Annotated in this window: 25 protein-coding genes and 1 riboswitch; of the genes, 16 read left to right on the forward strand and 9 right to left on the reverse strand. The window is 59.0% G+C overall.

Features of this window, described 5'->3' with window-relative positions; all coding sequences use genetic code 11:
• Positions 1 to 187 precede the first annotated feature (187 nt).
• Positions 188 to 847, forward strand: coding sequence for a DedA family protein (locus tag SIB56_RS12115; RefSeq protein ID WP_413324179.1), 660 nt, complete (start codon positions 188 to 190; stop codon positions 845 to 847).
• Positions 848 to 874: 27 nt separating this feature from the next.
• On the opposite strand, the gene SIB56_RS12120 is transcribed toward SIB56_RS12115, so the two are convergent.
• A complete protein-coding gene (locus tag SIB56_RS12120) occupies positions 875 to 1,255 on the reverse strand; it encodes a single-stranded DNA-binding protein (RefSeq protein ID WP_413324180.1) in 381 nt (126 codons plus the stop codon).
• Positions 1,256 to 1,406: 151 nt separating this feature from the next.
• On the opposite strand from SIB56_RS12120, the gene SIB56_RS12125 reads away from it, so the two are divergent.
• From SIB56_RS12125 to SIB56_RS12155, 7 genes are all read left to right on the forward strand, one after another.
• Positions 1,407 to 2,459 (forward strand): rod shape-determining protein, encoded by a 1,053-nt coding sequence (locus SIB56_RS12125; protein ID WP_413327372.1) that lies wholly within the window; start codon positions 1,407 to 1,409, stop codon positions 2,457 to 2,459.
• 5 nt (positions 2,460 to 2,464) lie between these two features.
• On the forward strand, positions 2,465 to 3,208 hold the full coding sequence (gene mreC, locus SIB56_RS12130; protein WP_413324181.1) for a rod shape-determining protein MreC: 744 nt from the start codon (positions 2,465 to 2,467) through the stop codon (positions 3,206 to 3,208).
• Between the two features lie 3 nt (positions 3,209 to 3,211).
• Positions 3,212 to 3,715, forward strand: a complete 504-nt coding sequence (locus tag SIB56_RS12135; protein ID WP_413324182.1) for a rod shape-determining protein MreD — start codon at positions 3,212 to 3,214, stop codon at positions 3,713 to 3,715.
• A complete protein-coding gene (locus tag SIB56_RS12140; RefSeq protein ID WP_413324183.1) occupies positions 3,712 to 5,019 on the forward strand; it encodes an ABC transporter substrate-binding protein in 1,308 nt (435 codons plus the stop codon). Before SIB56_RS12135 ends, SIB56_RS12140 begins: the two co-directional genes overlap by 4 nt.
• Before the next feature lie 122 nt (positions 5,020 to 5,141).
• Positions 5,142 to 5,951, forward strand: a complete 810-nt coding sequence (gene rpaB, locus SIB56_RS12145) for a response regulator transcription factor RpaB (protein ID WP_413324184.1) — start codon at positions 5,142 to 5,144, stop codon at positions 5,949 to 5,951.
• 85 nt (positions 5,952 to 6,036) lie between these two features.
• On the forward strand, positions 6,037 to 7,506 hold the full coding sequence (lysS, locus tag SIB56_RS12150) for a lysine--tRNA ligase (RefSeq protein ID WP_413327374.1): 1,470 nt from the start codon (positions 6,037 to 6,039) through the stop codon (positions 7,504 to 7,506).
• Between the two features lie 67 nt (positions 7,507 to 7,573).
• Complete coding sequence (locus SIB56_RS12155) at positions 7,574 to 7,837, forward strand: hypothetical protein (RefSeq protein WP_006042532.1); 264 nt, start codon at positions 7,574 to 7,576, stop codon at positions 7,835 to 7,837.
• Positions 7,838 to 7,848: 11 nt separating this feature from the next.
• Here the strand turns inward: SIB56_RS12155 and SIB56_RS12160 are convergent, their stop codons facing one another.
• From SIB56_RS12160 to egtB, 3 genes are all read right to left on the reverse strand, one after another.
• Complete coding sequence (locus SIB56_RS12160; protein ID WP_413324185.1) at positions 7,849 to 8,334, reverse strand: hercynine metabolism protein; 486 nt, start codon at positions 8,332 to 8,334, stop codon at positions 7,849 to 7,851.
• 98 nt (positions 8,335 to 8,432) lie between these two features.
• A complete protein-coding gene (gene egtD, locus SIB56_RS12165) occupies positions 8,433 to 9,404 on the reverse strand; it encodes an L-histidine N(alpha)-methyltransferase (protein ID WP_413324186.1) in 972 nt (323 codons plus the stop codon).
• Entirely contained in the window at positions 9,401 to 10,621 is a 1,221-nt protein-coding gene (gene egtB / locus SIB56_RS12170; RefSeq protein WP_413324187.1) for an ergothioneine biosynthesis protein EgtB, read from the reverse strand. Before egtB ends, egtD begins: the two co-directional genes overlap by 4 nt.
• A 93-nt stretch (positions 10,622 to 10,714) precedes the next feature.
• Here egtB and SIB56_RS12175 point away from each other — a divergent pair, with 93 nt between their 5' ends.
• Positions 10,715 to 12,799, forward strand: a complete 2,085-nt coding sequence (locus SIB56_RS12175; protein ID WP_413324188.1) for a serine/threonine protein kinase — start codon at positions 10,715 to 10,717, stop codon at positions 12,797 to 12,799.
• On the opposite strand, the gene smpB is transcribed toward SIB56_RS12175, so the two are convergent.
• Complete coding sequence (smpB, locus tag SIB56_RS12180; RefSeq protein ID WP_413327376.1) at positions 12,793 to 13,287, reverse strand: SsrA-binding protein SmpB; 495 nt, start codon at positions 13,285 to 13,287, stop codon at positions 12,793 to 12,795. The genes SIB56_RS12175 and smpB overlap by 7 nt on opposite strands.
• A gap of 64 nt (positions 13,288 to 13,351) precedes the next feature.
• Here smpB and ruvB point away from each other — a divergent pair, with 64 nt between their 5' ends.
• From ruvB to thiC, 6 genes are all read left to right on the forward strand, one after another.
• Entirely contained in the window at positions 13,352 to 14,416 is a 1,065-nt protein-coding gene (gene ruvB / locus SIB56_RS12185) for a Holliday junction branch migration DNA helicase RuvB (RefSeq protein WP_413324189.1), read from the forward strand.
• A 101-nt stretch (positions 14,417 to 14,517) separates the two neighbouring features.
• Positions 14,518 to 15,300: a tetratricopeptide repeat protein gene (locus SIB56_RS12190; protein WP_413324190.1), complete on the forward strand. Its 783-nt coding sequence runs from the start codon at positions 14,518 to 14,520 to the stop codon at positions 15,298 to 15,300.
• Entirely contained in the window at positions 15,297 to 16,469 is a 1,173-nt protein-coding gene (locus SIB56_RS12195; RefSeq protein WP_413324191.1) for an amidohydrolase, read from the forward strand. The genes SIB56_RS12190 and SIB56_RS12195 overlap by 4 nt, the downstream gene beginning before the upstream one ends.
• On the forward strand, positions 16,466 to 16,696 hold the full coding sequence (locus tag SIB56_RS12200; RefSeq protein ID WP_413324192.1) for a DUF3188 domain-containing protein: 231 nt from the start codon (positions 16,466 to 16,468) through the stop codon (positions 16,694 to 16,696). Before SIB56_RS12195 ends, SIB56_RS12200 begins: the two co-directional genes overlap by 4 nt.
• A gap of 4 nt (positions 16,697 to 16,700) precedes the next feature.
• Positions 16,701 to 17,327, forward strand: a complete 627-nt coding sequence (locus SIB56_RS12205) for a HEAT repeat domain-containing protein (RefSeq protein WP_413324193.1) — start codon at positions 16,701 to 16,703, stop codon at positions 17,325 to 17,327.
• Between the two features lie 31 nt (positions 17,328 to 17,358).
• Positions 17,359 to 17,467: riboswitch (TPP riboswitch) on the forward strand.
• Between the two features lie 45 nt (positions 17,468 to 17,512).
• Positions 17,513 to 18,913: a phosphomethylpyrimidine synthase ThiC gene (gene thiC, locus SIB56_RS12210; RefSeq protein ID WP_413324194.1), complete on the forward strand. Its 1,401-nt coding sequence runs from the start codon at positions 17,513 to 17,515 to the stop codon at positions 18,911 to 18,913.
• 70 nt (positions 18,914 to 18,983) lie between these two features.
• Here the strand turns inward: thiC and SIB56_RS12215 are convergent, their stop codons facing one another.
• The 4 genes from SIB56_RS12215 to acpP form a co-directional block, all read right to left on the reverse strand.
• Positions 18,984 to 19,919: a UDP-glucuronic acid decarboxylase family protein gene (locus tag SIB56_RS12215; protein WP_413324195.1), complete on the reverse strand. Its 936-nt coding sequence runs from the start codon at positions 19,917 to 19,919 to the stop codon at positions 18,984 to 18,986.
• 81 nt (positions 19,920 to 20,000) lie between these two features.
• Positions 20,001 to 22,010: a transketolase gene (tkt, locus tag SIB56_RS12220; RefSeq protein ID WP_413324196.1), complete on the reverse strand. Its 2,010-nt coding sequence runs from the start codon at positions 22,008 to 22,010 to the stop codon at positions 20,001 to 20,003.
• 85 nt (positions 22,011 to 22,095) lie between these two features.
• Complete coding sequence (fabF, locus tag SIB56_RS12225) at positions 22,096 to 23,343, reverse strand: beta-ketoacyl-ACP synthase II (protein WP_413324197.1); 1,248 nt, start codon at positions 23,341 to 23,343, stop codon at positions 22,096 to 22,098.
• An 11-nt stretch (positions 23,344 to 23,354) separates the two neighbouring features.
• Positions 23,355 to 23,597: an acyl carrier protein gene (gene acpP / locus SIB56_RS12230; protein WP_413324198.1), complete on the reverse strand. Its 243-nt coding sequence runs from the start codon at positions 23,595 to 23,597 to the stop codon at positions 23,355 to 23,357.
• 167 nt (positions 23,598 to 23,764) lie between these two features.
• Between acpP and psaC the strand changes: the two genes are divergently transcribed.
• Positions 23,765 to 24,010, forward strand: coding sequence for a photosystem I iron-sulfur center protein PsaC (gene psaC, locus SIB56_RS12235; RefSeq protein ID WP_006850103.1), 246 nt, complete (start codon positions 23,765 to 23,767; stop codon positions 24,008 to 24,010).
• The last annotated feature ends 60 nt before the right edge of the window (positions 24,011 to 24,070 follow it).

Consider the following 24,070-nt stretch of genomic DNA (forward strand, 5'->3'; position numbering starts at 1 on the left):
TTCTTATAACTAGAAAACAATTTGTCGATGTCTTGCAGGTTTCTGGCGGTACAATATGTGCAACTCTTTTGACATTGAGCGTATTTTCTCTGGGCACTTTATGTTCAGAGTCTTCGTCCGATTTTGGATTTTTGTTTACCAGGACCTCGTTGATCTGTGAAACACTGAACTTGCTCCACTGTTTTTGATGGGATTGCCGGAACTAATCACGCAACTGCCTGAGTTCATTGGCCAGGCCGTTGAGGCCAACCCCTGGGCGGGATATGCCGCAATCTTTGCGGCCATGTTCCTTGAGAACCTGTTCCCTCCTATCCCCTCGGAGTTGATCATGCCTCTGGGAGGCTTCTACGTTCAGCAAGGCCAGCTTCAGTTGGTTCCTGTCGTAATTGCGGGTCTGCTGGGGACTGTTCTGGGGGCTCTTCCCTGGTATGGAATTGGTCGTCTGATCAACGAGGAACGGATCGAGCAATGGCTCAGCCGTCATGGTCGCTGGATCGGCATCAGCCCTGAAGAGTTATCCCGCAGTCGACGTTGGTTCAACCGCTATGGAACTGCCCTGGTGTTCTGGGGACGTCTGGTGCCTGGCATTCGCACCCTGATCTCGGTGCCTGCCGGCATTGAGCTGATGCCGTTCACGCCCTTTCTGATCTGGACCACCGCAGGCAGCCTGATCTGGACATTGTTGCTGACCGTCGCCGGCATGGTGCTCGGCGAGGGTTACAGCAACGTGGAGGTCTGGATCGACCCTGTCAGCAAGCTGATCAAGGCGCTTCTGGTTGTCGCCGTGCTGGCCGGAGGCATCTGGCTGGGCCTTCGGATCTGGAGACGTCGTCAGTCCGAGGATTGATCACGGACTGCGCGACCGACCAGATGATCAGAAAGGCACTTCCTCATCGCTCGGGCTTCCGCCTCCGAAACTGGCTCCAGCCTCCTGGTTGTCGCGCTTGGAGCCCAGCAGTTCGAGCCGATCAACTCGCACCACTGGTTTGCTGCGCTCCTCGCCGCTGTTGCGATCGCTCCAGCGGTCGAGCTTGAAACTGCCGATGATTCCAAGCAGAGATCCTTTCTTGACGTAGTCCGCCGCCACCTGAGCCTGTTTGCCCCAGATCTCGAGGTTGAACCAGTCGGGCTCATCGTCACGGCTGCGGCGGTTCACAGCGATGGTCAGATTCGCCACCATGCTTCCCGACTCGAAATACCTGACTTCGGGATCGCGGCCGGCTCGACCGACCAGCGTTACGGAGTTGACACCCATTGAATTGCTCCTGTTGTGGGTCAATGATGAGCCACGGCTGTCAGAACTGACGGTTGTCGTGGCTGCCTTCAAGGAGTTCCACATCCAAGCGGATCTGTAACAGATGGCTTCGGATACTCCCCCTATGATTCGCCGAAATGTGTACCCGCCAGTGCTGTTCCGCCGTTTCCAGCTGTCCCGCGACATCGGCATTGACCTGGGTACTGCCAACACCCTGATCTACGTCTCGGGCAAGGGCATTGTGTTGCAGGAGCCCTCCGTGGTGGCCCTTGACCTTGAGCGCGGTATGACCATGGCCGTTGGCGACGAAGCCAAGCTGATGCTGGGCCGGACCCCCGGCAATATTCGTGCTGTGCGACCCCTGCGCGATGGGGTTATCGCCGATTTTGATGCGGCCGAGCAGATGCTCAAGACCTTTATCCAGAAAGGCAATGAAGGGAGGGGGATCGTGGCGCCTCGTCTCGTTGTCGGGATTCCCAGCGGTGTAACGGGTGTTGAGCGTCGCGCAGTGCGTGAGGCGGGTCTGGCCGGTGCACGTGAAGTGCATCTGATTGATGAGCCTGTGGCCGCTGCGATCGGTGCCGGTCTGCCTGTCACTGAGCCGGTGGGCACGATGATTGTTGATATCGGCGGCGGCACCACAGAGGTGGCGGTGCTCAGTCTCGGCGGGACCGTGCTCAGTGAATCGGTGCGGGTTGCAGGCGATGAAATCAGTGATTCCATCGGTATTTACCTCAAAAAAGTGCACAACCTCGTGGTGGGTGAGCGCACCGCTGAAGAGATCAAGATTCGCATCGGTTCCGCTTTCCCTGACAACGAGTTCGATCAGGTGGTGATGGATGTGCGTGGTCTTCACCTGCTCTCAGGTCTGCCCAGAACCATTCAGCTCCAGGCGGGAGATCTGCGTGAGGCGATTGCTGAACCTCTGAATGTGATTGTGGAGGCTGTGAAGCGCACACTCGAGCGCACTCCGCCGGAACTTGCGGCCGACATCGTCGATCGCGGAATCATGCTGGCCGGTGGCGGAGCTTTGGTCCGCGGCATCAGTGATCTGATCAGCCATGAAACAGGGATCTTCACCCATATCGCTGAGGAGCCGCTCCTCTGCGTGGTGAAAGGCTGTGGCCAGGTTCTGGAGGATTACAAACGTCTGCAGAGAGTGCTCGACACGCCTGAATTTGTTCGTTCCGCTGCGGCTCTCTGATCGCCATGGGCTCCCCCCAGTGGCCGCAGGGATCAAGGCTGCGCTCCGCCCAGCAACTGTGGCCGTGGTTTGTGTTGTTGCTGGTTCTCGGTTTGGTGCGCCTGAGTAAGGGCGCCGGGTTCGCCGATGGCTTTGCGCTGTTGAGTCGACCGTTCTGGCCAGGCACTGCCCAGCGCGAGTGGGTTGAGGCTGCCCAACAGCAGGAGCAGATTTCTCGCCTTGAGCTGCTTGAACGCGACAATGCCCGCCTGCGGGAGCTTCTGGCTCTTGATCAGCAGTCATCGGGCGACTGGATCCAGGCTGCGGTGATTTCACGCACAGCATCAGGCTGGTGGCAGCAACTGATTTTGGGCAAAGGATCGGTGGAGGGTGTCGCTAAAGATGATGCCGTCATCGGACCTGGAGGTCTGATTGGCAGGGTCCAGAGCGTGACTCCCACCACCAGCAGGGTTCGTTTGCTGACAGCCCCCGGCAGTCGCATCGGTGTCTGGTTGCCGCGCACTCAGCAACATGGCTTGCTGGCGGGTCTTGGCACTGCCAGGCCACAGCTGCAGTTTCTCGACAAAGACATTCAGGTGCGTCCTGGCGATCTGGTCAGCACCTCGCCGGCGAGCACTTTGTTGCCTCCCAATCTGCCGGTGGCGGTGGTGCAATCGCTGAATGCCAGAGCAGTGCCTGCTCCCACCGCCCTTGTTCAGCTGATCGCTCCCCCCGATGCCATCGACTGGGTTCAGGTGAAGGTGCGCTGAGGGATGATGCGTCTGCACCGTCAACCAATTTGTGTGGCATCAGCTCTTCTGGTGCCTTTTCTTCAGTTGGCTGCACCTGGCTGGATGAATCTCGATGGGGTTCCTCCTAGTTGGGCGATCCTCTGGTTGCTTCCCTGGTCACTGGTCGAGGGGCCGCTCGCTGGCGCGATATCGGGCGCAGCAATTGGTCTTGTTCTCGACGGCCTCAGCCTGGGTGATGTCACCCAGGTGCCTGCCCTTGTCTTGATGGGTTGGTGGTGGGGACGTCTGGGACGTCGCGGTCCGCCGATTCAGCGCAGCCTCAACCTTGGACTTCTGGCCTGGATCGGATCCCTGACACTTGGTATGTCCCTTTGGATTCAGTGGCTGCTGCTGGGAGCCTCTGAAGCATTGATTCAGTCCTGGGCGTTGCAGACAACTCTTGCTCAGGCCTTGATCACTGGACTGCTAGCACCGTTGGTTGGATCCTGGCAGCTGCTTCTGTGGCGACGCCGAGCACCAGCATGATTTCTTCGTTGCGACGGCGCCGGTTTCTGGCCGGTCTGGCTTTCTCCGCTCTGACAGTGCTCATCCTGGGGTGCCGCCAGGAAATTGGTCCTGAGGGGAGTCTTCAGCTCTGGACTCTGCAGCTGGCCCCAAAATTCAATCCCTACATGGATGACGTACTCGGAGAGTGGGACACACGCCATCCAGAGGCACCGGTGCGCTGGACGGATCTTCCTTGGGGATCCGTGGAGCGCAAGCTTCTGGCAGCCGTTTTTGCTCGAACAGCTCCTGATGTGGTGAATCTCAATCCTCCCTTTGCAGCCAATCTGGCCAGCAAGGGTGGCCTCACCGATCTCACACCGCTGCTGCCGTCCGGGGCGCAGCAGAGCTACCTGCCATCGGTCTGGAAAGCAGCCAGGGACCCTGAGGCTGGTCAGATCGCTATCCCCTGGTATCTGACGGTCCGTTTGAGCCTTGTGAATACTGATCTGCTGCGTCAGGCGGGAATCTCCAGGGTGCCGCGTCGATGGGCGGAGGTGCCTGCCTATGCCCGCAGCATTCGCGAGCGCACAGGGCGTTACGGCCTGTTTGTCACTGTGGTTCCCGACGATTCCGCAGAGCTGCTGGAGTCGCTTGTGCAGATGGGTGTCACTCTTCTGGATTCACGTCAGAGAGCGGCTTTCAACACGACGGCCGGCCGCAGGGCCTTCGCTTTCTGGACGGATTTGTATCGCGAAGGATTGCTGCCTAGGGAAGTGGTGAGTCAAGGACAGAGGCGTGCGATTGAGCTCTTCCAGAGCGGTGAACTGGCACTGCTCGCCAGTGGTGCTGAGTTCCTGCGCAGCATTCAGACCAATTCCCCGGGTGTGGCTGCGGTAACGGCAGCTCAGCCACCTCTCACCGGTCCGGATGGCACCGCCAATGTGGCCCTGATGACGCTGGCGGTGCCGCGTCAGAGCAAGCAGCCTGCTCAGGCTCTCCAACTGGCCTTGTTTCTGACCAATGGGATCAATCAGGCTCGTTTCGCTCGCGAGGCAAGAGTGTTGCCTTCCTCCCTAAAGGCGCTGGCTGCCGTTCGAGCTGAGCTTGAGGCGGAGAAGCCAGCCGATGCGCCTGAAGCTCAGATCCGGGATGCCCGTCTTTTATCGGCTGAAACGTTGAAAAGTGCCCGGGTTCTCGTACCGGCCACACCCGGTGTAAAGCGCTTGCAGAGCATCATTTACACCCAGCTGCAGAGGGCCATGTTGGGGCAGATCAGCAGTGATCAGGCGATCAAGGAAGCTGAGCAACAATGGAATCGCTACGCCAGCGCCCGATGGCCGTGAAATCGGTGATTCCGCACTGCTTCAATTCTTAAAAGAACCCAAAACCTGTTCCCGGTTTGGATCCCAGAGCTCGATCGGTTCACGTCGAGCGGTAGGGTTGCAATTCTTACCTCATGGAGTGTATGCCCGAAGGCCCATCCCACCAAGTCGATGGCGATGGGTCTCTTATGGGAGCTCCTGAGTCCGTCAAAGCCACATTGCTTGTCGTTGACGACGAGCCTGCAGTGCGTCGCGTTCTCGTGATGCGTCTGCAGCTGGCTGGATACAGAGTTATCTGCGCTGAAGATGGCGAAGAAGCCCTTGAGGTCTTTCATCGCGAGTCGCCTGATCTCGTCGTTCTCGATGTGATGCTGCCGAAGCTTGATGGCTTCGCTGTTTGTCGTCGCCTTCGCGCTGAGTCCTGCGTTCCGATCATTTTCCTTTCAGCGCTTGAAGCCATCTCCGAGAGAGTCGCCGGTCTCGACCTCGGTGCTGATGACTACCTTCCGAAGCCCTTCAGTCCCAAAGAGTTGGAGGCGAGAATTGCCACCATTCTTCGTCGTGTGGGGCGTGGTTCGGCAACAGCTGAGCCCCGCGAACTGCCCACCGGGCAGGGAGTTGTCCGCGTTGGCGACCTCGTTGTTGACACCAACCGTCGCCAGGTAACCCGGGGCAGCGAGCGTATCTCACTCACCTACACCGAATTCAGCCTGCTTGAACTTCTGTTCAGGGAGCCTGGTCGAGTCGTACCTCGGGCAGAGATCCTGGAACAGCTCTGGGGCTACCCACCTCGCCGCGCCGCAGATCTGCGGGTTGTTGATGTTTATGTGGCCCGACTGCGCGGCAAACTTGAGCCTGATCCACGCAACCCCGAGTTGATCCTCACGGTGCGAGGAATCGGCTATTCCTCACAACGCATGGGTGATAACGCACCGGCTGCTGTGGCCAGCTGAGTTTGCTGCGCTGACATTGTGATTGCATCTCTCGCTTGAGGGCACCTTCGAGCGGCAAGATGGCGCCCGTCTGCCTGTTTTTTCCGTGTCTGATCTGCGAGAGACCCGCTTGGAGAAGGCGAACGCTCTCAGGGAGCAGGGTCTGGAGCCTTATGCGCTCCATTTCGAACCAACCGACCGGATGGCTCGGCTGCAGGAGGTTCATGCCGATCTGCCCAAGGGAGAGGAGCGGGATCTCGGTGTGGCTGTGGCAGGTCGGGTGATGACGCGGCGGGTGATGGGCAAACTTGCCTTCTTCACCCTGTCTGACGAGACCGGAACCATCCAGCTGTTTCTGGAGAAATCGAGTCTGGGCGAAACCTTCGCTCAGATCACGGCACTGGTGGATGCAGGCGATCTCATCGGTGTTCGGGGCACTCTCCGCCGAACCGATCGCGGTGAGCTTTCGGTGAAAGTGGCGGACTGGACCATGCTCACCAAGTCGCTGCAACCACTGCCGGATAAATGGCACGGCCTAGCCGATGTGGAGAAGCGCTACCGGCAGCGGTACCTGGATCTGATCGTGACCCCTCAGTCGCGAGAGACATTCCGGCGGCGGGCGTTAACGGTGAGTGCGATTCGGCGTTGGTTGGATGATCGGGAGTTTCTAGAGATCGAAACACCCGTTCTTCAGAGTCAGCCGGGTGGTGCGGATGCGAGGCCATTCGAAACGCATCACAACGCTCTTGATCTTCCGCTGACGTTGCGGATCGCCACGGAACTCCATCTGAAAAGATTGGTCGTTGGCGGCTTTGAACGGGTCTACGAGCTGGGCAGGATCTTTCGTAACGAGGGCATTAGCACTCGCCACAATCCCGAGTTCACCTCCGTGGAGGTCTATCAGGCCTATTCCGATTACCTGGGGATGATGGAGCTCACTGAACAGATGATCAGTGCCGTCTGCCAGGAGGTCTGCGGCGGTCAGGCGATCACCTATCAGGGCACCGAGATCGATCTGACGCCTCCCTGGCGTCGGGCGACGATGCATGAGCTGGTCAAAGACATCACCGGGCTTGATTTCGCTGCTTTCAGCAGCAGGGAAGCCGCAGCAGCTGCCATGACATCAAAAGGCCTGCATGTTCCGGAGCTGGCCGATTCGGTGGGACGTCTGCTCAATGAAGCGTTTGAACAGGCGGTTGAGCCCACCCTGATCCAGCCCACGTTCGTGATGGATTATCCCCTGGAGATCTCACCCCTGGCTCGGCCGCATCGCAGCAAACCCGGATTGGTCGAGCGTTTTGAGCTGTTCATCGTCGGTCGGGAGCACGCCAATGCCTTCAGTGAGCTCACTGATCCGTTGGATCAGCGTCAGCGCCTGGAGACTCAGCAGGAGCGCAAAGCCGCTGGAGATCTGGAGGCTCAGGGGTTGGATGAAGATTTCGTCAATGCTCTTGAGGTGGGAATGCCCCCCACAGGCGGCCTCGGAATCGGGATCGATCGACTGGTGATGTTGCTCACCGACAGTCCTTCGATTCGCGATGTCATCGCCTTCCCACTTCTGCGACCTGAGGGATGAGAGCGTCTGGAGCTTGCTTTGTACCCCCAGGGTGGATAATGGAACACAGTGGCAAGGTCCCTTTCCAATGAGTGGTGAGCGCGTAGGTTTCCGCTTCAAGCACGCCGATGCGGTGGTCAAGCGCAATCCCCAGGGGCGCTCCCGTCGCGGCTGGGTCATGGAACCCGTTGAGCAGACGACCAGCCGAGGCACAAAAATGCCTGCCTATCGGATCCGTTGGCGTGACAGTGAGCGTCCTGAGATCGTTCTCCAGCACATGCTGATTGCCGATCCCGACCCGACTCCTCCGCCCGAGAACGTCAGCCTCGAGCCTCCTGCTCCCAAGGCCTGAGGGTTCGCTGATCAGCTGAGCCCCTGACGTCGTCTCAGCTCTTCAAGCTCCTGGCGGGCTTCAAACAAAGCCCAGTCTTCATCAAGACTGCGGTGCCCTTTCTGTTCGGAAGCCCTCTGGTTGAGGCTGGAAATCTGTTGATCCAGGTCTCTAAAACACTGGCCCAGCGCATCCAGTTCGTTCCAGAGATCCCTGCCCTGATTCATCAGGCTGTCGACATGCTTTTCAGCCCGAAGCGCTAGGTCTTCGGCTCCGGCATTGCGTGCCTTATTGGTGCGTTTCCCCCAGGCCTGGACCTGTTCTGCAAGTGAGAGCAGCTGGCGACGCAGATCTCTGGCCTGAATCTGCATCTGATCACGCCGACTGTTCAGATTGCGCTGGCGATCCTGTAAGTGCTGTTCATTCAGCAATCGATCCTGATCGGGATTGGAGCGCAGAAAAGCGTCCAACCGTTCCTCCAGGTTGCGTTCAAGTTGATCAAGCCAGGTGGGCGACATCAGTCAGGCCTGCCAGTTCCGAAGCCGCGGTCTCTGTCCGCGCAGTGCACGGTGTTGCTCACGTCCATGGCGATGATGCCGACCTGGGAAAACACTGATCAGTCTGCCGCTTCCAGCCAGTGCAGGGAGAGGTCATCATCCGGATCATGCCAACGCCTGCACCAGTTCCAGCCTGCGTCTTCAGCCAGCTTGCGGGCCATTTCGGGTGAATACTTGACGCTGTATTCCGTCACCAGCGGTTGTCCCGTGCGGAAGGCCCAGGGCTCATCTGCGATGGATACCGTCTGATCGCATTCACTGATCAAGGCCATCCGAACGCGGCTCTCCCTGCTCTGCCAGACGGCTTCGTAACGGAATTCAGCTGGATTGAAATCTGCCTTGAGGTCATTGTTCAGTCTCTCCAGCAGGTTGCGTGCGAAGGCGGCTGAGATTCCTGCCGCATCGTTGTAAGCGGCCTCCAGTCGTGAACTGGCCTTGGGTTGATCCAGGCCCAGCAGCAGTGGCCCCCCATTGAGCAGCAGCCTGAATCGGCCCAGCAGTTCGATGGCTTCATCGCGTGTGAAATTGCCGAGAGAACTTCCTGGAAAGAAACCGACACGTCGCTTTCCGCGCATCAGTGGATGGTCTGGAAGGGCATCAAGTCGACTGTGGTCACAGCAGATTCCCAGCATCGGCACGCTGGGATGCTGAATCTGCAGTGAGGCCGTTGCCTGTTGCAGATGTTCCGCGCTGATGTCCAGAGCCACATAGGCCGATGGCCGCATCGCTTCCAGCAGAGGCCCGACTTTGCGGGCGCTGCCTGCGCCGAATTCAACAATGACCCCTGATCCGATCGAACGGGCAATGTCTTCCGCCGCAGACTCCAGCAGGGCGATTTCCGTGCGGGTAAGGCTGTATTCCGGTTGTTGACAGATCTGGTCAAACAGCCGCGAACCTTCGGCGTCGTAGAGCAACCATGCCGGCAGCTGGCGGGGTTCGCGCTCCAGGCCATCCCGCACAAGTCTGAGCATGTCTGCACTGGGCGGATGCAGATTGATCAGCTGAGGACGCGCAGGCGTTTGGGTGGTCATTGAGCCAGGCGTAAGCCTGCCGCCATCCAGCGGCTGGCAGGGGTGAAAAAGTTGCGGTAAGTGTCGCGGGAATGGCCCCTCGGTGTGAGCTGGCTGCTGCCCCGCAGCACGAACTGGGACGTCATGAATTTGCCGTTGTACTCGCCCACAGCACCTGCTGCCGGCTGAAAGCCCGGGTAAGGCCGGTAGGGGCTGGATGTCCATTGCCAGAGCTGACCATGGCTCTGCTGGAGAGCGTTGCCGTGGTCAGAACTTGCCAGCTCCCATTCCGCTTCGCTTGGCAGGCGGGCTCCCGCCCAGCGTGCGTAGGCATCCGCTTCGAACCAGCTGAGGTGTCGAACCGGCTGCTGATCCTTCAGTGGGCTTCTACCAGCGAGTGTGAATTCCCATCTCCAGGGCCCTTGCCCGTCATGATCGCGGCGCCAGTACCGGGGCGCTTCCCAGCCGCGCATACTCCGCTCAGCCCAGCCCTCACTCATCCAGAGTTCAGGACGTTCATAACCGCCATCGTCGATGAAGCGCTTGTAGGCGCCGTTGCTCACCAGTTGAGACGCAATGCTGAAGGGGTCAAGCCATGTTCGATGCCTGGGTCCTTCATTGTCGAAGTGGAAGGCATCGCCGCTGTGGCCCACTTCCACGAGGCCTCCATGGCAGTCGAGCCATGGTTCGTGCGTTTGTGGATCTGTCGTGTCGCCGGCGGTGATTGGCTGATTTTCGAACTGATCGCACCAGTCGCTTCGATAGGCCGGTTCCAAGGGCTGACGGCTGAATCCGTCCAGCAGATCCATCAACATCAGTTCCTGATGTTGCTGCTCATGGTGCAGGCCCAGTTCCACAAGGTTCAGCCATGGAGCCTCTGGATTGCCTTCCAGCAACTGTTCCAGAGCCCTGTTCACTCTCTTTCGCCAGGCCGAGACTTCATGCATCGGTGGTCGGCTGAGCAGTCCCCGCTGTGGACGCGGCTGTCTTGGGCCGACTGCTTCGTAGTAGGAGTTGAATAGATAGCCCCAGCGAGGGTCCGCCGGCACATAGTCGTCATGGTGGGGCTTGAGCACGAAGGTTTCAAAGAACCAGGTGGTGTGAGCCAGATGCCATTTGGGTGGGCTTGCATCCGCCATGCCCTGCAGGTTGAGGTCCTCGGCATTGAGTGGCTCAATCAGGGCTTCACTGGCGTGACGCACCTCCATCAGTCGGTTCAGTAGCGAGCCGGAGTCCATGGAGAGGAATCGTGCTGGCGGTGACGTTAGTGGGATCAACGTTGAGTGTCAGCGCAGCACTGCTCTTACCATCGGCCCACATGCATCTGCTTTGTGATCGGCACGCTGCTGGCCGACCGGTATCGCCTGGACCGCTGCCTCTCCTCGGATCCGGACCAGCCTCAGGGAACTCTCTGGCGTGCCGCTGATCAGATGGCGGCGGATGCGCCGGTGACGTTGCGGCAACTCAGCGATCAGGTCACCCAGGAGCGCTTTCGCAGTTTGTGGCCTTCGATGCAGTCACTGCTACATCCCCAGATTCCACGCTTCGGTGGGCTGCTGGAGGAGAACGACTGCCTGTGGCTGGTGCGTGAGTGGCTGGAAGGCTCGACTCTGAGTCAGATCCAGGATCAACGTCTCCAGCGTCAGCTGGTGTTTGGTTCGGGAGAGGTGCTGCTTCTGATGAGGCAGCTGCTCCCGCCCCTCGCGGTCCTGCATGGTCAGCAGCTGGTCCATGGCGATATCAATCCCCGCAACCTGATGCGACGCGATCAGGACTGCCTTCCGGTGCTTTTGGATTTCGGGTTGCTGCAGCGCTGCGGCCAGGCGCCACTAACAGCGGCTTCTCCGGCCTTCGCTCCACGTTCACAGGTTCGGCAGGAATCTGCGGCGTCCTGGATGGATCTGCACGGTCTCGGAGTAACAGCTCTGACGCTGCTCACCGGTCGTCCACCCGAGCAACTGCTGCAGGCTGATGCTCAGGGTTGGTTGTTGCCCAGCGATCTAGATCTCGATGCTTCCTACCGGGAGGTGCTGGAGCGTTTGCTTTCAGAGCAGCCTGACCACCGCTTTGAAAGCGCCAGTGATGCGCTTCAGGCTTTGCAGGCCCTGACGATGCCTGAATCAACAGGTCCCACGGCCCGGGCGGACCGCACTCTGGTTCTGGCCCCAGCAGTGTTGGATGACCCCCCGTCTCCCTCGCCTCGTTCACCGGATCTGCCACAGCTTGCTACTTCGCCTCGGGAGGATGTCCGGCGCAAACCTCTTGCCGAGCAGAGGCAGCTTGCGGCAGAGGGACGTCTTTGGCCGGTTGTTGTTGCTCTTTTGCTCTCGGCTCTGGTGGGTACGGCCATTGGCTGGTTCCTTCTGACTCGCGGGACCCCTCCAGCAGGCGCACCCTCAACAGAGCGTGATGTAATCGGTCGCTCCCCCTCCGCAAGCCTCCCGCCTGCGGAGGTTGATCAGCGTCAGCAGCTGCTCAGCCGCCTTCGAGCTTTGCAAGTTGATCGCAGCTGGTTTCTGCAGTTGGTGGATGCGAGCCTGATGGCCCGTTTCCCGGAGCGAGGTGGTCGCCTGCCCAGTGATTCACTGGAAGATGCTCCTTTGCGGAGTGTCTGGAACGAACTGGCGGAGGAGTGGCTTTCAAGGGTCGAGCAACTCTCACCCGCACTTCGCAGCCGTCTGGGACAGCTCAGGCCAGCCGACTGGCAGAGGCAGCGCCAGGCTCTTATGTCTCAGGGAGTGAATGACAGGGTGGTGGAGCAGCTGGTCAGTGCTTCAGCACAGGCTTTGCTGCCGGGAGTGCCGGCAGGGGTCAAGCCGCCTGAGCCTTTCCGTCAGTTATGGATTGCCGCGGCATTGCGCAGCCTGGAGGATGTGCGGATTGAGCAGGTTCAGGCGCGGGCTCAGGCGCCCACGGTTCTGTCAAGCCGAGTGGCTGCAGGCGGAGCGCGGCTGATCTCGATCACGGTTCCAGCCGGTCGCCGCCTGGTTCTGGGCATCAACGGCACGCCATTGATGCAGATGACGGTGTATGGCTCCGATGGTGAGCTGGCCGCCGATCGCGGACCACTGCGTGTCGTGACTCTGCCTGTGGAGGCAGGATCGCCGGTGCAGGTGCTCGTGACCAATGACGGGGTCTCCTCCGGTCTGCTGACGCTCTCCTGCCGTGCTGATGCGCCGGCACCGACGCCGTTGCCTGAGGTCGATCTCAACCCGATTCCCGACCCGGCCACCGGAGTGGAGGGACCGGTTGAGAACCTCCCTGAGCCTCCCGGGCCCAGACCGGCTGGTGCAGGCAAGGCTCCTGTTCAAGGGGCCGAGATGCCCGGTGGCTCGAACGATGCTTCGGAGGTTGCTCCGGAGACACCGGCGCAGGATGTTGGCAACCGGAAACCTCAGGCGGAACTGATTCAGTAGCGGGCGATGGCAGCCCGTGTCTCTTTCCTGATCTGTTTGTCTTTTTCAGCAGCGCGCTTGTCATGCAACTTGCGACCTTTGCCAAGCCCGATGGTGAGCTTGATCCATGACCCCTGCAGATGCATGTTGAGCGGGATCAGTGTCAGACCTTTCTGATCCAGCTGCCCACGCAGCTTGTCGATTTCACGCCGGTGAGCCAGCAGTCTGCGCACTCGCAGTGGATCGTGGTTGTAGTAGCCGCTTGCATGGGTGTGGGGTGAAATGTGCACGTTGTGCAGTTGCATCTCGCCGTTGCGGATCAGGCAGAAACCATCCCTGAGATTGGCCTGACCGGCTCTGATCGATTTCACCTCGGTGCCGACCAGTTCGATGCCGGTTTCCAGCGTTTCCAGAATTTCGTACTGATGTCTGGCAAGCCTGTTATCGGCCAGCAGGCGGTTGGCCGCCGCCCGAGCTGCCGCGTTTTTCTTTCCCCCACCTTTGGCCATGGCCTGTCTGGCCTTTCGGCCGCTTGATGCTCCGACCCTATCCAGGTCTCGGTACTGTTCCCGCATGGCCATTGTTTCTTCAAGCGCAGGAGCACCGCGCCCACGCCGGGAGCGTGAGGTCAATCGCGTGGTGGATGCTGCTCGGCAACCGGGAGATGACCTTGATCCATCGGCAGCGGCTTGCCGTGAGGACGGCCTGAGGCCCAGGTGTTTGAAGGATTACATCGGTCAGCGTGAGCTCAAGCAGGTGCTGGGCATTGCCGTGCAGGCTGCACTGGGTCGCGGCGACGCTCTCGACCATGTGTTGCTCTACGGCCCGCCAGGCCTGGGCAAGACGACCATGGCCATGGTGCTCGCCGAAGAACTTGGGGTGAAGTGCCGTATCACCAGTGCCCCGGCGCTTGAGCGGCCTCGCGACATCGTTGGCCTGTTGGTCAATCTTCAGCCGAGGGAGCTGCTGTTCATCGATGAGATCCACCGACTCAGTCGTGTGGCCGAGGAACTGCTTTATCCGGCCATGGAGGATCGTCGACTCGACCTCACCGTGGGCAAGGGCAGCACGGCACGAACCCGTGCGCTGGAATTACCGCCTTTCACTCTGGTAGGTGCCACAACCCGCGCCGGTGCACTGAGTTCGCCATTGCGTGATCGCTTCGGCTTGATCCAGCGTCTCGAGTTCTACGGACTCAACGATCTGCAGGCGATTGTCGAGCGGGCCGCAGGGTTGCTCGATCTTGAGCTCACTGCAGACGCCTGTGCTGAGATTGCACTCCGTTGCAGGGGAACGCCTCGCATTGCCAACCGACTGTTACGGCGAGTGCGGGATGTGGCCTGTGTTCGTGAATGTTCCGGCTCGATCAACCAGCCGTTGGTGGATGAAGCCCTCACTCTGCATCGGGTGGATGGTCGTGGACTGGATGCCAGTGATCGCAGGTTGCTGGAGTTGCTGCTCCAATCGCATGGAGGTGGTCCCGCTGGGTTGGACACTCTTGCGGCGGCTCTTGGAGAGGATCCCACCACGCTGGAATCCGTGGTTGAGCCCTATCTTCTCCAGCTTGGATTCTTGCAGCGCACGCCTCGTGGCCGGGTGGTCACAGCCGCTGGCCGTGAGCACCTCTCAGCTGCCTGACACTGCTGCCCTTAACTCCCGGCTGTCTCATTCGGCCAGTCGGGCTCGATACGCTGGCAGCGGTTTCCAACCATTGACCAGGAGCCACCGAGATGAACTGGATGGAGCTCCTGATCAGCTGGTCGCTGACGTTGCTGGTGGCTCTGACCCCTCTTGCAATCGATGCAGCTGAAGTTGACCCTCTGCCACAGCTGTTCGATCGTGCTCTGGCGCTGAGTCGCGCCGGGGATCCTCAACAGGCGCTTCCAATCTGGGATCAGGTTCTCGACATGGCTCCCAACGATGCAGCGGCCTGGAGCAACCGCGGCAACGTGCGATTGATGCTCGGTGATCCGGAGGGAGCCATCGCCGATCAGACCCGCTCCATGGAGCTGGCCCCAGATGATGCTGACCCTCACCTCAATCGCGGCACCGCTGAAGAGGCCTTGCAGCGCTGGACTGAAGCAGCTGATGATTACGACTGGATCCTGGCGAGAGATCCAGGTGATGCCTCAGCTCTTTACAACCTCGGCAATGTGCGTGGCTCAGAAGGAGACTGGCAGGAGGCTCAGCGTCTCTACCGGCTGGCCGCCGATGCCAGGCCAGGGTTTGCGATGGCTCGCGCGAGTGATGCGCTGGCTCTCTACCAGCTTGATGATCTGAAGGAGGCGGAGCGCAACCTGCGCAATCTGATCCGCCGCTATCCATTGTTCGCCGACGCGCGAGCGGCGCTGAGTGCTTTGCTCTGGCGTGAAGGCTCCCGTGGGGAGGCCGAAAGTCACTGGGCTGCAGCCTCGGGCCTTGATCCCAGTTACCGCGATTCCGTCTGGCTGGCTGAGGTGCGTCGCTGGCCGCCCCGGCCGATTGCCGATCTGGAGCGCTTTCTTGCGCTGGAGGTGACATGACCCTCACAACCAGCTGGTCCGAGCGTCTTGAAACGCTGTTACCGGAGCTGATCGAGTTCCGCCGCCATCTGCATTCCCATCCAGAGCTCAGTGGAGAAGAACATCAGACAGCTGCACTGATTGCAGGCGAACTTCGCAATGCTGGCTGGCGTGTTCGGGAAGGAATGGGTCGCACGGGTGTGGTGGCCGACCTTGGGCCGGAACAGGGCCCGAAGCTCGGATTGCGCGTGGACATGGATGCGCTGCCCATTGAGGAGCAAACGGAACTTCCCTATGCATCTCTGCGGCAGGGGGTGATGCATGCCTGCGGACATGACTTGCACAGCACGGTCGGTCTGGGTGTTGCCCGATTGCTCGCTGCAGAACAGCAATTACCCGTTGGCATGCGCCTGTTGTTTCAGCCGGCGGAGGAAATCGCTCAGGGTGCTCGCTGGATGCGTGAAGCGGGAGCCACCGAGGGCCTTGATGCCCTGTTCGGTCTGCATGTTTTTCCTTCTCTGCCCGTCGGTAGTGTTGGCTTGCGCAGCGGCAGCCTGACGGCTGCGGCTGGCGAACTGGAGATCGAGATCATCGGTCAGGCTGGTCATGGAGCCAGGCCCCATCAGTCGGTGGATGCGATCTGGATCGCCTCGAGGGTTGTCACTGGCCTCCAGGAAGCCATCAGCCGCAGGCTGGACGCCTTGCAGCCAGTGGTAGTGAGCTTCGGACGCATTGAAGGAGGTAAGGCTTTCAACGTGATCGCCGAGCGCGTCAATCTGCTGGGAACGGTGCGTTGCCTGTCCAATGATGTGCACGATCAGCTGCCCCGCTGGATTGAGGAGACGGTTCGCACGCTTTGCGAGGGATTCGGTGCCACCGCCACGGTGCGCTATCGCTGCATCGCCCCACCCGTTGATAACGACGCCAGGCTTACGGCTCTGCTGGAACGTTGTGCCATCGAGCAGCTGGGGCCACATCAGGTTCTGAGGCTGGAACAGCCTTCTCTTGGGGCTGAGGATTTTGCTGAGTTGATCCGTGATCTGCCCGGCATGATGTTTCGCCTCGGTGTGGCGGGCTCTGAGGGTTGTGCCCCGCTGCACAACGGCCACTTTCTGCCTGATGAGAACTGCCTTGGAGTCGGCATTCGTGTCCTCACCGCAACGATGCTGGCCTGGGAGCCGTTGACATGAACCGTCCGCCTCGGACCCGGCTGCATGTGCTGTTGTCCCTGGCAGCTCCCCTGCTGGTTTGCCTTGGAGTGCTGGCGCTGTTTCAGCGGGAGGCAACTGAGCGCTGGCAGTCTGTTCCTGCCATCCTTGTTGGCTCTGGCTTGGTGATTCACGCAGTGGTGGGTCGCCGTCGCCGGCGCCACAAACTGCTGGTGGCTTTGCGAAGCAGTCGTTTTCAGGAGGATTGAGTTGATGGCGTCCACACCGCAGCAACCTGAGGGATCTGAACCTGATCTCGATGCACTGAGGGAAGCGATCGGTTCCGGAGATCCAATGCGGGCCATGCCGGCTCTCACCCAGCTGCGATTCTGCAGCGATGAGCAAGCCGTTCCCCTGTTGGTGCTTGGTAGTCAGCAGGAGGCTTTTCTGGTGCGATCTCTCAGCTGCAGCGGTTTGGGCTACAAGCGCACTGAGCAGGGGTGGATCGTGTTGGAACGGCTTCTGCGCAGTGACGGTGATGCGAATGTGCGCGCAGAGGCAGCAAATGCTCTCGCCAGTTACGGCGTGAATCGAGCCTGGCCACTGCTCAAGGCGGCATTTGACGCCGACAGTGCCTGGCTTGTGCGATGCAGCATTCTTTCGGCTCTGGCCGAACAGTCTGAGATCGATTTGGGTTGGCTGCTGGAGCTGGCCGGTGCTGCGATCACTGATGCCGATGGCACGGTTCGCGTCAGTGGTGCCGAGATTCTCGGACGGATTGTTCGTGAAGCTGTTGATCAGCCGATCGGAGCGCAGGCCAGAACTCTGTTGCAGCCCCTCCAACAGGATAGGGATCACCGGGTTGTGGCAGCTGCACTGAATGGATTGCAGGCGCAGTGACTGTGGGATCGAGATGCTGTTGCTAGTAATTGGGCACCACTAGGGGTGCCCTGGATCGTTCGCGATCCCACCGGCTGAGATCACACCCTCCGAACCTGATCCGGGTCATTCCGGCGATAGGGAAGTGACCAATGTGATCCACGGCCAGCAGGCCGGCTCCTGGAAGTTCCTTCGCTGAATGGATCATGCGTGCTTCCTGGGTTCAGTCCCGTCGCGGACAGTCCAACGTGTCCCAGATGCATTTCGCCCGTCAGGGCGTGGTGACCGAGGAGATGGTCTACGTGGCAAGGAGAGAGAACCTGCCCGAGACGCTGGTGATGGAGGAGGTGGCCAGAGGCCGCATGGTCATTCCCGCCAACATCAATCATGAAAATCTTGAGCCGATGGCAATCGGCATCGCCAGCAAGTGCAAGGTGAATGCAAACATCGGTGCCTCTCCCAATGCCTCTGATGCTGAGGAGGAGGTCAAGAAGCTGAACCTTGCCGTGAAATACGGTGCCGACACGGTGATGGACCTGTCCACCGGCGGAGTCAACCTGGATGACGTTCGCACCGCGATCATCAAGGCCTCCCCCGTGCCGATCGGCACCGTCCCCGTCTACCAGGCCCTCGAAAGTGTGCATGGCTCGATTGAACGGCTTTCGGAGGACGACTTCCTCCACATCATCGAGAAGCACTGTCAGCAGGGTGTCGACTACCAGACCATCCATGCTGGCCTGCTGATTGAGCACCTCGTGAAGGTGAAGGGGCGCATCACCGGCATCGTCAGTCGTGGCGGCGGCATCCTTGCTCAGTGGATGCTCTATCACCATCGTCAGAACCCTCTCTATACGCGTTTCGATGACATCTGCGAGATTTTCAAGCGTTACGACTGCACGTTTTCACTGGGTGATTCGCTGAGGCCTGGATGTCAGCACGATGCATCCGATGCGGCTCAGCTCGCCGAGCTCCACACCCTTGGTGAACTGACTCGTCGTGCCTGGAAGAAGGATATTCAGGTGATGGTTGAGGGCCCAGGCCATGTGCCGATGGATCAGATCGAGTTCAACGTCAAGAAGCAGATGGAGGAGTGCAACGAGGCACCTTTCTATGTTCTGGGTCCTCTGGTGACGGACATCGCGCCTGGTTATGACCACATCACCTCGGCGATTGGCGCGGCCATGGCCGGTTGGCATGGCACTGCAATGCTCTGCTACGTGACGCCGAAAGAGCATCTGGGTCTCCCCAATGCCGACGATGTGCGCGAGGGTTTGATCGCCTACAAGATCGCGGCACACGCAGCCGATATTGCCCGTCATCGACCAGGTGCCCGTGATCGAGATGACGAGCTCAGCCGGGCTCGTTATGCCTTCGACTGGAACAAGCAGTTTGCGTTGTCTCTTGACCCTGAACGGGCCAAGCAATATCACGATGAAACCCTGCCTGCTGATATTTATAAACAGGCTGAATTCTGTTCGATGTGTGGCCCCAAGCACTGTCCCATGCAGACCAAGATCACCGATGAGGACCTTGAAGGTTTGGAGAAAGCTCTTGAGGTTAAAGGTGGAGCTGAATTATCCGGGGTGAAGATGGATAAGGCTGAGTAAGACTGTCTGCGAAGAATCACCCAAAACAACTGGTTTGCTTTGGGTGATAATTTTTAAATTTTTTCATAAATTAGCTATGCTTTTTTAGTGTTTCTCGGAACCATTCAATTGTTGGTTGAAGTCCTTCTTCAAGGGAGACTTTGGGTTCCCATCCCAGTTCCTGCTTGGCAAGATCAATCATGGGTTGACGCTGGAGTGGATCGTCTTGCGGTAGTGGCTTGCTGATCATTTCCAGTTTGGGATTAATACGATCGCGCACGAGCTCAGCGAGCTGACGGATGGTGTAAGCATTTGGATTCCCAATGTTTATGGGGCCGGTTGTATTTCCATTCATCAGTCGGACCATGCCTTCGATCAGGTCGTCCACATAGCAAAAAGATCTGGTTTGATTGCCATCTCCATAGAGCGTGAGTGATTTTCCCTGGAGGGCCTGAACAATAAAGTTGCTAACAACGCGGCCGTCGTTTGGAAGCATCCGAGGGCCATAAGTGTTGAAAATTCGCATGACTCGGACCTCTGAGCCATGCATTCGCTCATAGTCGAAACAGAGTGTTTCAGCAATGCGCTTGCCCTCGTCGTAACAGCTGCGTATTCCGATCGTGTTCACGCAGCCTCGATAGCTTTCAGGTTGAGGATGAACCTCAGGATCTCCATAAACTTCGCTAGTACTTGCCAGCAGAAACCGAGCTCCTACTCGTCTTGCCAGACCGAGCATGTTGTAGGTGCCAAGAAAGCTTGTCTTCGCTGTTTTGATTGGGTTGAACTGGTAATGAATCGGTGAAGCGGGGCAGGCAAGATGCCAGATTCGATCAACTTCCAGCTTGATCGGTTCAGTCACGTCATGGCGGATGAGCTCAAACTTTGGATGCCCAATCCACTCACTGATATTCGACTTTCTTCCTGTGAAATAGTTGTCCAAGCAAATGACTTCCTCGTCCTTTTGCATCAGGCGGTCAACCAAGTGGGATCCGAGGAATCCAGCCCCGCCAGTGATGAGATTACGCATCTGATCTAGCTTCAATGGTGTTGGGCAAAAAAAAGCGGAGGAATTCGACCTCCGCTTTCTGTCTTGTTGATTGAACTTTAGTCAGTTCAGTAACGCTTTGGATTTTGCCACAACATTCTCAACAGTGAATCCGAATTTCTCCATGCAGGTTCCACCTGGAGCGGATGCACCGAAGCGATTCATCGTGACGTGATCTCCATCGAGTCCGATGAAGCGATGCCAGCCGAAGGATTCAGCTGCTTCCACGACGATGCGTTTCCTGACAGCCCCTGGCAGGACCTCCTCCTTGTAAGTGTCGCTTTGTTCATCAAACAGTTCGACGCAGGGCATTGACACAACTCGGACTTTTCTACCTTCAGCGCTAAGTTGTTTTGCTGCCTGTACGCAGAGGTCGAGTTCGGTTCCGGTGCCGATGAGGATTAGTTCGGGAGTCCCGTCGCAGTCTTCGAGGATGTAGCCACCGAGAGCCACTTTTTCAATGGATGAATTGGCTTGATTGACCATGCCTTGGCGACTGAGGCAGAGCGCGCTGGGGCGCTCACGATTTTCGATCGCAATTTTGTAAGCGCCGCTTGTTTCATTGCCGTCACCCGGTCGGAACACAAGCATGCCTGGCATGGCTCGCAGAGAAGGGATTGTTTCGATCGGCTGGTGTGTCGGCCCGTCTTCGCCAACACCGATGGAGTCGTGGGTCAGTACGTAGATCACACCAAGTCCGCTGACCGCCGACAGGCGCATCGAACCGCGCATGTAGTCAGCAAAGACGAGGAAGGTGCCTCCGTAGGGAATCAGTCCGCTGTTGTGGTAAGCAATGCCGTTGAGCACCGCTGCCATGCCGTGTTCACGAACGCCGAAGTGCAGGTAGCGCTTTTCAGGTGTTTCAGGCTGGTAGGACCCGGTTTCGCCCTTGATGTCTGTGTAATTGGAGTGCGTCAGGTCGGCGGACCCACCGATCAGTTCAGGCAGATTCGGTCCAAGTGCTCCGAGACAGATCTGGGAATGTTTACGGGTGGCAAGGCCCTTGTCGTCGGGTGTGTAGCTGGGAAGATCCTTGTCCCACCCTTGTGGCAGTTCGCCGCGCAGCATGCGCTCAAACTCCGCTGATTCGGTTGGGTATTTGGTGCGATACGCGGCCAGTGTTTGGTTCCACTCGGCTTCGAGACTTGCGCCGCGATCGATGGCCTTGCGGAACTGGTCGTAGGCGTCCTGCGGAACTTCGAAGGGGCCGTAGTTCCAGCCCAGTTGCTGACGGGTCAGTTCGGTTTCCTCGTCGCCGAGAGGTGCACCGTGCACGCCGGCGGTGTCGCTCTTGTTGGGTGAGCCGAAACCGATTGTGGTTGTGATCTTGATGATCGAAGGTTTGTCACTGACTGCTTTTGCAGCCTCGATTGCCTTGGCGATGGCATCCACATCGGTGTTGCCATCGGGCACATGCTGAACATGCCAGCCGTAGGCCTCGTAGCGCTTGAGCACATCCTCAGTGAAGGACACGTTTGTGCGGCCATCGATGGTGATGTGGTTGTCGTCGTAGAGGGCAATGAGCTTGCCAAGTTTCAAATGGCCCGCCAGGGACGCTGCCTCGGACGACACGCCCTCCTGATTGCAGCCATCGCCCATGATCACGTAGGTGAAGTGATCAACGACAGTGGCGTCGGGCTTGTTGAACTTGGCAGCTAGGTGAGACTCGGCAATTGCCAGTCCAACTGCATTGGAAATGCCAGCACCCAGGGGCCCGGTGGTCACTTCAACGCCAGGGGTCTCGAAGGTTTCAGGGTGCCCCGGCGTCTTGGATCCCCATTGCCGAAATTGCTTGATGTCGTCGATGGAGACCGAGTCATAGCCGGTGAGATGCAGCAGTGCGTAGAGCAGCATGCAGCCATGACCGGCCGACAACACAAAGCGATCGCGGTTGAACCACTTTGGATTTTTCGGATTGTGGTGCAGGAACTTGTCCCAGAGCGCGTAGCCCATGGGAGCGCAACCCATGGGAAGGCCAGGGTGGCCGCTCTTGGACTTGTTGATCGCATCAACGGCCAGCATGCGGATGCTGTTGATGCAGAGGGTGTCGAGAGAAGCGGGCGCGGCGACCATGGCGTGAGATTGGAAAAGCAGTAAGGGTTGAAGCAGTCTTAAAAAGCAGGGTCAGAATCACTGACGGTGAGCCTGACGGCAGGGTTTAGTTCATGCGCTGGAAGGCGAGGCAGACGTTGTGGCCGCCGAAACCGAAGGAGTTGGACAACACCGTTCCCAGTGTGTGCTCACGTGCGGTGTTGGGCACCACATCCAGATCACAGTCGGGGTCGGGATTGCTGTAGTTGATGGTGGGGGGAACAACATTGTGCTGCAGCGCCAGCACGCAGGCGACGGCCTCGATGCCGCCTGATCCACCGAGCAGGTGACCTGTCATGGATTTGGTTGAACTCACCGGAATCACGCCAGCGCGATGTCCAAGAGCACTCTTGATCGCTGAGGTCTCGTTGCTGTCGTTGGCTGGCGTGCTGGTGCCGTGGGCATTGACGTAATCAATGCTCTCAGCACTGAGGCCACCGTCTTCCATTGCAATGCGCATGGCGGCTGCTCCACCCACACCACCAGGGGTGGGGGAGGTGATGTGGTGAGCATCACATGTGGTGCCGTAACCAACGATTTCGGCCAGGATTGTTGCTCCGCGGGCTTCGGCATGGCTCAGAGTTTCCAGCACCAACACACCTGATCCTTCACCGATCACAAAGCCGTCACGTTCCCTGTCGAAGGGGCGGCTGGCGGTGGCTGGATCATCATTGCGAAATGACAGTGCCTTGGCACTGGCGAAGCCGGCAACGCCGAGTGGGGTGATGGCGGACTCAGCGCCCCCGCAAACCATCGCGTCGGCCTTGCCCATTTGCAGGAGTCGGAAAGCATCACCGATGGCATTCGATCCGGCGGCACAGGCTGTGGCGACGGCTGAACTTGGTCCCTTGGCTCCAAGCGCAATGGCTGCCAGGCCAGTGGCCATGTTGGGGATCATCATCGGCACTGTGAACGGACTCACACGTCCCGGGCCTTTCCCCTCGAGCACATGGGCCTGAGTTTCCATCGTCAGAAGTCCGCCGACTCCGGAGCCGATGCTGACGCCGATGCGCTCCGCGTTGGCTGCGCTGATTTCGAGTCCAGCATCAGCAAGAGCCTGCTTGGCGGCCACAACGCCGAATTTGCAGTACCGATCCCAGCGTTTTGCTTCCTTGGGCTCAATGAAGCCAGTCGGATCGAAATCCTTCACCTCCGCGGCGAATCTGCACGCGTGCCGCGAGGCATCAAACAGGGAAATCGATGCCACGCCATTCCTGCCGGAGGTGAGGCCGGACCAATAGTCAGCAACGTTGTTGCCGATTGGCGTCACCGCGCCGAGGCCAGTGACCACGACGCGTTGGAGACCCTCCACCATGCTGCCGATCCTCAGGCCTGCTTGTCTTCGATGTATTTGACGGCATCGCCGACGGTGGCAATCCCTTCAGCGGCTTCGTCTGGAATTTCGATGTCGAAGGCTTCTTCCAGTGCCATAACCAATTCGACGGTGTCGAGAGAGTCAGCACCGAGGTCGTTTTGAAAATTCGATTCGGGCTTGACTTCGCCGGCGTTGACGCTGAGCTGCTCCGCCACGATCGAACGGACTTTTTCGAGGATCGCTTCCTGGGACATGGCCGTGAAGACGGGACGCCGCATCTTACGGGCTGGCCCCTATCTTTCCAATCCTGGAGATTCTCAGCCTTGTGGCGTTAACAACAGTGACGGCCAAACACAAGCTCTGCCACCGCGGCATTAAACCCCAGTAACTTATTCAGAAGTCACCTGCTCCGGACGGGTTCATGTCCCACGCCGTCAAGATCTACGACACCTGCATCGGTTGCACGCAGTGCGTGCGTGCATGCCCACTCGACGTGCTGGAAATGGTGCCTTGGGATGGTTGCAAAGCCGGCCAGATCGCTTCCTCTCCACGCACAGAGGATTGTGTGGGCTGCAAGCGCTGTGAAACCGCTTGTCCCACCGACTTCCTCAGCATCCGGGTGTATCTCGGCGACGAAACCACGAGAAGCATGGGCCTTGCCTACTGATTCGTGAGAGTGATTCTTCTTCCATAACCCATAAGCTCAGCCCGGCATCGCCGGGCTTTT

Source organism: Synechococcus sp. MIT S9503, assembly GCF_047304175.1.
GTDB lineage: Bacteria > Cyanobacteriota > Cyanobacteriia > PCC-6307 > Cyanobiaceae > Synechococcus_C.

What these genes read in the sequence shown, in the direction of transcription:
- SIB56_RS12115 (WP_413324179.1), top strand. Translation starts at nt 188, where the DNA reads ATGGGATTGCCGGAACTAATCACGCAACTGCCTGAGTTCATTGGCCAG.
- SIB56_RS12120 (WP_413324180.1), bottom strand. Translation starts at nt 1,255, where the DNA reads ATGGGTGTCAACTCCGTAACGCTGGTCGGTCGAGCCGGCCGCGATCCC.
- mreC (WP_413324181.1), top strand. Translation starts at nt 2,465, where the DNA reads ATGGGCTCCCCCCAGTGGCCGCAGGGATCAAGGCTGCGCTCCGCCCAG.
- SIB56_RS12135 (WP_413324182.1), top strand. Translation starts at nt 3,212, where the DNA reads ATGATGCGTCTGCACCGTCAACCAATTTGTGTGGCATCAGCTCTTCTG.
- SIB56_RS12140 (WP_413324183.1), top strand. Translation starts at nt 3,712, where the DNA reads ATGATTTCTTCGTTGCGACGGCGCCGGTTTCTGGCCGGTCTGGCTTTC.
- rpaB (WP_413324184.1), top strand. Translation starts at nt 5,142, where the DNA reads ATGCCCGAAGGCCCATCCCACCAAGTCGATGGCGATGGGTCTCTTATG.
- SIB56_RS12155 (WP_006042532.1), top strand. Translation starts at nt 7,574, where the DNA reads ATGAGTGGTGAGCGCGTAGGTTTCCGCTTCAAGCACGCCGATGCGGTG.
- SIB56_RS12160 (WP_413324185.1), bottom strand. Translation starts at nt 8,334, where the DNA reads ATGTCGCCCACCTGGCTTGATCAACTTGAACGCAACCTGGAGGAACGG.
- egtD (WP_413324186.1), bottom strand. Translation starts at nt 9,404, where the DNA reads ATGACCACCCAAACGCCTGCGCGTCCTCAGCTGATCAATCTGCATCCG.
- egtB (WP_413324187.1), bottom strand. Translation starts at nt 10,621, where the DNA reads ATGGACTCCGGCTCGCTACTGAACCGACTGATGGAGGTGCGTCACGCC.
- smpB (WP_413327376.1), bottom strand. Translation starts at nt 13,287, where the DNA reads ATGGCCAAAGGTGGGGGAAAGAAAAACGCGGCAGCTCGGGCGGCGGCC.
- ruvB (WP_413324189.1), top strand. Translation starts at nt 13,352, where the DNA reads ATGGCCATTGTTTCTTCAAGCGCAGGAGCACCGCGCCCACGCCGGGAG.
- SIB56_RS12190 (WP_413324190.1), top strand. Translation starts at nt 14,518, where the DNA reads ATGGAGCTCCTGATCAGCTGGTCGCTGACGTTGCTGGTGGCTCTGACC.
- SIB56_RS12195 (WP_413324191.1), top strand. Translation starts at nt 15,297, where the DNA reads ATGACCCTCACAACCAGCTGGTCCGAGCGTCTTGAAACGCTGTTACCG.
- SIB56_RS12200 (WP_413324192.1), top strand. Translation starts at nt 16,466, where the DNA reads ATGAACCGTCCGCCTCGGACCCGGCTGCATGTGCTGTTGTCCCTGGCA.
- SIB56_RS12205 (WP_413324193.1), top strand. Translation starts at nt 16,701, where the DNA reads ATGGCGTCCACACCGCAGCAACCTGAGGGATCTGAACCTGATCTCGAT.
- thiC (WP_413324194.1), top strand. Translation starts at nt 17,513, where the DNA reads ATGCGTGCTTCCTGGGTTCAGTCCCGTCGCGGACAGTCCAACGTGTCC.
- SIB56_RS12215 (WP_413324195.1), bottom strand. Translation starts at nt 19,919, where the DNA reads ATGCGTAATCTCATCACTGGCGGGGCTGGATTCCTCGGATCCCACTTG.
- tkt (WP_413324196.1), bottom strand. Translation starts at nt 22,010, where the DNA reads ATGGTCGCCGCGCCCGCTTCTCTCGACACCCTCTGCATCAACAGCATC.
- fabF (WP_413324197.1), bottom strand. Translation starts at nt 23,343, where the DNA reads ATGGTGGAGGGTCTCCAACGCGTCGTGGTCACTGGCCTCGGCGCGGTG.
- acpP (WP_413324198.1), bottom strand. Translation starts at nt 23,597, where the DNA reads ATGTCCCAGGAAGCGATCCTCGAAAAAGTCCGTTCGATCGTGGCGGAG.
- psaC (WP_006850103.1), top strand. Translation starts at nt 23,765, where the DNA reads ATGTCCCACGCCGTCAAGATCTACGACACCTGCATCGGTTGCACGCAG.